The organism is Mesorhizobium sp. M0991 (genome assembly GCF_040318915.1).
Taxonomy (GTDB): Bacteria; Pseudomonadota; Alphaproteobacteria; order Rhizobiales; family Rhizobiaceae; genus Mesorhizobium.
Genome location: NZ_JAMYNE010000077.1, coordinates 1 through 6,445, shown reverse-complemented (window position 1 = coordinate 6,445; position 6,445 = coordinate 1). Strand labels below are relative to the sequence as shown.

The following is a 6,445-nucleotide window of genomic DNA, read 5'->3' as shown; positions in this document are numbered from 1 at the left end:
CTGATCAGACCAGATACCGTTCCCGATTCGAAGGCCATCCGTCGAAAGCGCTCGCGTCAACGTGCAGCGAAAATAGCGCTTACGCTCAAGGAGCTTCTTGGATTTTGATTCATGGGTCATAGAATGACATGTAACTGCAAGGCCGGTCGATTGAAACTCAACCCGTGACATCACGACGAACGACCGTCGATGCCCAGGCTTCCATGTTCGGGCAGGAGATGATTCAAGATAAGCATGAGCCGATTTGACCTGACTGACTTCGAGTGGCGCGCGATCAAGCCGCATCTGCCCAACAAGGTGCGCGGCGTGCCGCGTGTAGACGACCGACGTGTAATGAATGGCATCTTCTGGGTTCTGCGCTCCGGTGCGCGCTGGGCCGACCTGCCGGCCCGCTACGGGCCGCCCACGACGATCTACAACCGCTTCAACCGCTGGCGCAAAGCTGGCGTATGGAACCGGTTGATGGATGCGATCGCCACAGCCCACGACGGCAAGATCCAGATGATCGACACCTCCATTGTTCGCGTCCATCAGCAGGCCGCGACAGCAAAAAGGGGGATCGAGATCACTGCCTTGGTCGCTCCCGAGGCGGGCTGACAACCAAGATCCACGCCCTTGTCGACGCCCAAGGCAGGCCGATCCGGCTGGCGCTCACGGCAGGCCAGACGAGCGACATCGCTTCGGCGCCGGAGCTGATCGCCGACCTGCCGGAAGGTGCGATGCTGCTTGCTGACAAGGGCTATGACGCAAACGCGCTGCGAGCCGCAGTCAAAGATCGGAAAGCCTGGGCCAACATCCCCCCCAAGGCCAATCGAAAGGACCCAATCTGCTTCAGCCCTTTCCTCTACAAGGCGCGAAACCTCGTCGAGCGCTTCTTCAACAAGGCCAAGCAGTTCCGCCGCGTGGCTACCCGCTACGACAAGCTTGCCGAGAACTACCTCGCAGCCCTTAAGCTCGTCTCAATCCGGATCTGGCTACGCGGTAATGAGTCTACGTCCTAGCTCTAGGAGGAGAGTGCCACCCAGACTGGTTATTTCGCTTGGAAAATCCCGGCGCGTAGAGCGACGGACACCTCAAGTTGAAGGTCCACCGCTCCAGCTCTTTCAGATCACAAGGAACGAACCTGCTGCAAGCGACAGACCTGGAGAGAGAGTGGCGAACTGTATTTGAGCTGCGCCGCCGATCCCGTCGCTGTCGAAAGAGAGCGCTCCCGTTGAGCTGTTGTAGATGATATGGTCGGAGCTATCATGCGCGGCCGTGCCAGCAAAGAAAGCATCGGATGAAAGGCCACCCAACTTAAGCCCGGCAAAAACGGCGTCGTCGAGCTGGATCTTGTCCTGGAGCTTGTCGAAGTCGGTGACCTTGTCGATATTGCCGGCTCCAAGAGCGCTGTTGAATACGAAAGCATCATTGCCTCCGTTACCGGTCAAGATGTCGGCACCGCCGCCGCCGTTGATGATGTTCGCGCCGGCATTGCCTTGGATGGTTTGGGTAAACTCATTGCCGGTGAGGTTGATTGCTCCTGTTCCGGAGGGGTTCGTGGTGGCGAGACGTTCGATGTAGGAGCCGGCTGCAAGGGCATAGCTTACCGAGGCGAGCACCTTGTCGAAGCCGCCCCCGACCGCCTCGATCACCTTGTCGCCGGCATTGTCGACATAGAAGGTGTCGTTGCCGCCATAGCCAGTCATGGTATCGGTGCCGCCGCGGCCGCTGATGATGTTGTCGCCGGCATTACCCTGGATGGTCTGAGCGAACTCATTGCCGATGAGATTGATTGCTGCCGTGCCAGACGGGTTGTTGGTGGCGAGAATCTCAATCTCCGAGCCTGCTGAAAGCGCATGGCTCACCGAGGCAAGCACCCTGTCGCTGCCGCCGCCGGCCGCCTCAAACACCCTATCGCTGGCATTGTCGACATAATAGGTGTCATTGCCGGCGTAGCCGGCCATCTTGTCGGCGCCGCCGCCGCCGTTGATGACATTGGCGCCGGCATTGCCCTGGACGTTCTGGGCGAACTCATTGCCGGTGAGGTTGATTGCCACCGTGCCTGATGCATTGTTGGTGGCGAGAAGCTCGATCTCCGAGCCGGCCGCAAGAGCATGGCTCACCGAGGCGAGTACTTTGTCGGCTCCGCCGCCTACCGCCTCAATCTCCTTGTCGCGGACATCCTCGACATAATAGGTGTCATTGCCACCATAGCCGATCATCGTGTGGCCGCCGGCTCCGTGGAATACATCGTCGCCGCTGGTGCCATACAAGGTGTCGCTTGTGTCGACGGGAGGCGGGGCGGTCCCGGTATCGATCAGGTTGTGTTCCCGGAAAAAGGCTTGCAGTTCCGGCGAGCTTTCAAGCGCGGTGTCGCCGTTCTGCGTTCCCCACTTGTAGGTATAGTCGAAGGCGGGTGACGGAACCAGCTTGGCCCAATGATCCATCATGATTTGCATCTGTTCGGGGGTGGGCATGACCTGTCTGCCGCCGTCGGAAGTCTCCCAATTGCCGCCGCCAAAGGCCTGGAAGACCGGAACGATGTTGCTGATCGGGATGCCCGACTTCACCGCTGCAGCCACGGCTCGATCGATCATGTCGTAGTCGACCGTGTCCGTTCCCGTGCGCACCGGATAGGGGTCTATTCCAAAATAGTCGATATGCGTGTTGGCGGGATTGTAGGTGTTGGTAAAATCCGGATTGGTAGGGGATCCCATGTTCATCATGGTGATGAAGGTCTTGGCGCCTGGAAAATGCTCATGGATCCAGTCGGATTCCGCCTTCAGGTTCTCAGCGGTTGCGTAGGTGCCCCACCTGCCCGTGGGATCGGGCTCGTCAACCAGATAGAATCCGAACACATTCGGATTGCCAAGGAAGGGGGTCATTTTCTCGATGAAGGATGCGGTTACGCCCTCGTGCTCATTGAGGTAGACCAGACCCTTCATGCCGTCCGGCAACGCGTTGACCAGCGAAACATACTGAACGTCAGCCAGATTGAAGCCGGCGGTTGCGATTTCGGTGGCGGAGCCACCCGAGGCGTAGTGCAGAGTCGCCATCCCATAATCCCTCTTTTTTGATTCGATAGCGCCCCGCGGATGTCTGCCTACTAGAAGGTGTATATTAGCGCCAAATCACATACCTGCACGCCCTGATAGAATGGTTGATCGGCGGCAGGATTGTCGCATGGCATGCAAAAATATGCGTCGGAAATCCTTGCTTAGGGAAGGATGAACAATTGACTTATAGAAATTATTTCGATCCATTTTTGGATAAACTCTTCAACGTCGAAGATCTTTATTAATATTTTTTCTAAAATAATTGTTAAGAAAATACTAAATCTATCGGAATTTTTCATTAACGAGTTTGTGATAGATGTTGATGCCGTTAGTCAGTGATTGATAATTTATAGGTAACTATGGACATCCATAAAGTGAAGTACAAAGTTAAATTGTAACTTATAACAAAATCCATATTACGATAATACTGCTAGAAAAAAGCCAAGGACAAGATTTATCATGCGGGTATGAACTTGGCGTGTGGCGAATCCGGCTGGACGATAATCTAAGATTATAGCCGAGTCACGTTCTCTGCGGACGAGACCAATTTGTTGTGGACAGAGGTGAGCAGGTGCCCACTGACGGCTGAATCAGATCCTCAAATGAGATCACCGACACGGGAGATGGTCAGTTTTTCGGCTATCTGCCGCTCACCGGGAAAGCAGCTTTTCTGTCAGGAAAGTTGTGACTGAGTGCCGCGCTCGATCTGCCCTTCGTGAGGACTTGCAGTGCGTCAGGCACGCTGCGGCAGCCGAGGAGACCGGTTTCACCGCTTCGCTCAGGGCCGAACGCGAGGCTGGCGAGCGGACGAAGGATCTTCTGGAAGCTTTCTCAACCACCCCCGCTCCGACACTCGCCGGTGTGGCGGGGAAGCTCGATGCCGTGTACGGCGAGCGTGAAACCTGGGAGGAATGCTCCGAGTTACCTGGTGGCTGCAAATCCGCTCAGCACTCCGCGATCTAGTGCGTATCGCCGAAGGCTTTGGTGCTGACCGAGTGCGGCGCCGAGGAGCTAAACTCTCCGCCATTCCCGATGACCGGCCGGCAACGAAGACATCGTTCAGCAAGGCCATTTGCAGATACGAAATCCTGCGCCACCATCCAGCCAAAGTTGGAAGGCATCTACGTCCAGCAGGCCAACGATGCGGCGGAGGATGTACTGGATATGTGGAACGTAGATCGACGAGGTTTTCTCGGCTTCGTGGCGACCGGCCCCTTGGCTTCCCATCGCTCAGCTAACCCCGACTTAGCTCAGACAAAGCAGACCAGCGTTCAGGCCGCTCGGGCCGCGATAGACGCCGCGGCGCAAGGCGATGCAAACTCCGATATCATCGAAGCATTGCGAGCTCTATTGAGCGGACTTGCTAGTGACGCCGTTAGCCAAGGGAACGTCCCTATCTACGCGACCGTAGCGGGCATGTCGGCGCTCTCTATTCCAATCGGCATCAGTGCTTTGCGTACGAACGGCTATGCTGCCGTTGGCGATGGTGGCGCTTGGCCACTGGCGGTCGAAGTGGAAAACAGCGGTGTCGTCGCACCTTGGCAAGTTCTCTCCAATGGTGGCACACGGCGGTGGCAGCTCAAAACTTATGAGGTTGTGCTTGAAATGTTCGGCGGGAGACCCGACGCCGTCTACACGGGAACCGCACCTGATCAGATGCTAATATCCGGAACCGACAACGTCCCTGCGATACAGGCGGCTCTCGCTTACCTCGCAACGCTCAATACGAACCGGAATGGGGGCGGCAGAATTCAACTTGAATACGGTCAGTATTATTTCTCGAAGCCTGTCAATCTCAAGAATCGGACCCATCTGGTCGGCCGAAACGCCGCAGGAACGGCAGGTGACTTCTGCACTGAAATGATCTTCCCACAGAATACCAACGGGATCACGATAAATGGCAGCGAGACGGTCGATGACAGGATCCAGGCCCCCGGCACATCGAGTGCGGGGGGATCACTGATCGAATGTGTCAGCATTCGATCTCTCGGAGGCGCTGACAGGACCAAGCACGGTATCCGTGTGCGGTCTCGCTCGCTGCTGAGAGACGTCAACGTCATTAATTTTCCTGGCAATGGGATCCACATCGTTGCAGGCAGCAAGTCTAAAGAGCCCGATCGAAGGGGAAACGCCAACTTCTGGCGGATCGAACGCGGATACATTGCCGGAAACCAACACGGGGTCTTTGTAGATAGCTCTGACGTGAATGGCGGCTACGGGATAGGTCTGACATGCTACCACAATCGTGGGGCTGGGATCTTCGACAGTTCCTTTCTCGGGTGTGACTGGTTTGCCTGCGGCGCACATGGCAACGGACTTCTTTCCTGCTGCAGCTATAAGGGGAACCGCTATTACGCGGTGTCGGAGACATCGGCTGAGCTGCAGAAAACCGAGCCGGGTACAAACGAAAGAGTCTGGGCACTGGAAGGCCCCGGCGGAGTAGTTGGGCGATTTCGCGATTGGACGCTAGGTAACAAGTTGGAGTGGGTTCGCGGCGGTCCAATCGTCGTGTCTGATGACAACAGCAGTTCAACTGTATTCGGTGGCTATCTCGGTGAACCCAACCAGCCGCCGGCCGTTTTCAGCGACAAGAATATGAGTCTCGGTGGCTTCCGAGGTGCCGGCTCAATCGGGAACGGCCTGCAGGTAGGAAACGGAGTCGCCAGCAACTTCAAGTCTCTGACAACCTCCGGCCGTGTCCATATTGCCAATTCTGCAAGTGGCGTAAGCGAAAGCCTGTCGTTGCACAACGGGGGAGACCTGAATAAAAGGCGCGGCGCGAGCATTGCCTTTTACGTTTCTTACAAAGAGGATGGCGCGACAAAACGGCCGGCCGGGTCCATTGTCGGCCGCGCTACGGGAAAGCGGGCGGATTGCTCGACTGCGATTGATCTAGTTTATTTTGATGGCGGCAAACAAGCCCTTGTCACCTCAGCAAGTTTTGGGGACCGCGGGATTATGGCAGGAGCGGATACTGCTTTCGATTTAGGATCGAACAAGGCGCGATGGACAAACGGCTACATTCAGCGTCTGCGTCCGGGCGGTGGCGACGTCTTCTGGACGAGTGGCGATGGCAGCCCCGAAGGCAAAGTCGAAGGCCCGGTAGGGTCGCTCTATACGAGAACAGACGGCGGACCAGGCACAACTCTGTATGTAAAGGAAGCCGGGACAAACAATAGAGGCTGGGTGGCGAAGTGAGCGAAAAACTAGACTGGCACCGGTGCTATACATCTCTCTATGCTCCCAGCTGTGATCTCGGCCGCACTCCGTCCTTCCGAACTTATGGAGGGGTAGGTCGCACTGGTTCTGGAAGCGAAATGTCAGAGCCTGAATCAAAAAGAGTGTTTTGATATCAACTTCTTGCGAGCCTGCGGGTGAGCAGGCGAATGTGAGCGACTATATCCAGG

The 6,445-nt window shown here is 56.4% G+C and carries 3 protein-coding genes; 2 read left to right on the top strand and 1 reads right to left on the bottom strand.

Annotation, left to right across the window (positions count from 1 at the left end; all coding sequences use genetic code 11):
- Nucleotides 1–234: 234 nt before the first annotated feature.
- Nucleotides 235–1,001 (top strand): IS5 family transposase gene (locus NKH70_RS35295; protein WP_353027442.1). Its coding sequence is split into 2 segments (ribosomal slippage): nucleotides 235–547 and nucleotides 547–1,001, totalling 768 coding nucleotides; the frame shifts between segments, so codons are not numbered across the junction.
- A gap of 102 nt (nucleotides 1,002–1,103) precedes the next feature.
- On the opposite strand, the gene NKH70_RS35290 is transcribed toward NKH70_RS35295, so the two are convergent.
- Nucleotides 1,104–3,038, bottom strand: a complete 1,935-nt coding sequence (locus tag NKH70_RS35290; protein WP_353027441.1) for a calcium-binding protein — start codon at nucleotides 3,036–3,038, stop codon at nucleotides 1,104–1,106.
- 981 nt (nucleotides 3,039–4,019) lie between these two features.
- Here NKH70_RS35290 and NKH70_RS35285 point away from each other — a divergent pair.
- Nucleotides 4,020–6,236, top strand: coding sequence for a hypothetical protein (locus tag NKH70_RS35285; RefSeq protein WP_353027440.1), 2,217 nt, complete (start codon nucleotides 4,020–4,022; stop codon nucleotides 6,234–6,236).
- Nucleotides 6,237–6,445 lie beyond the last annotated feature (209 nt).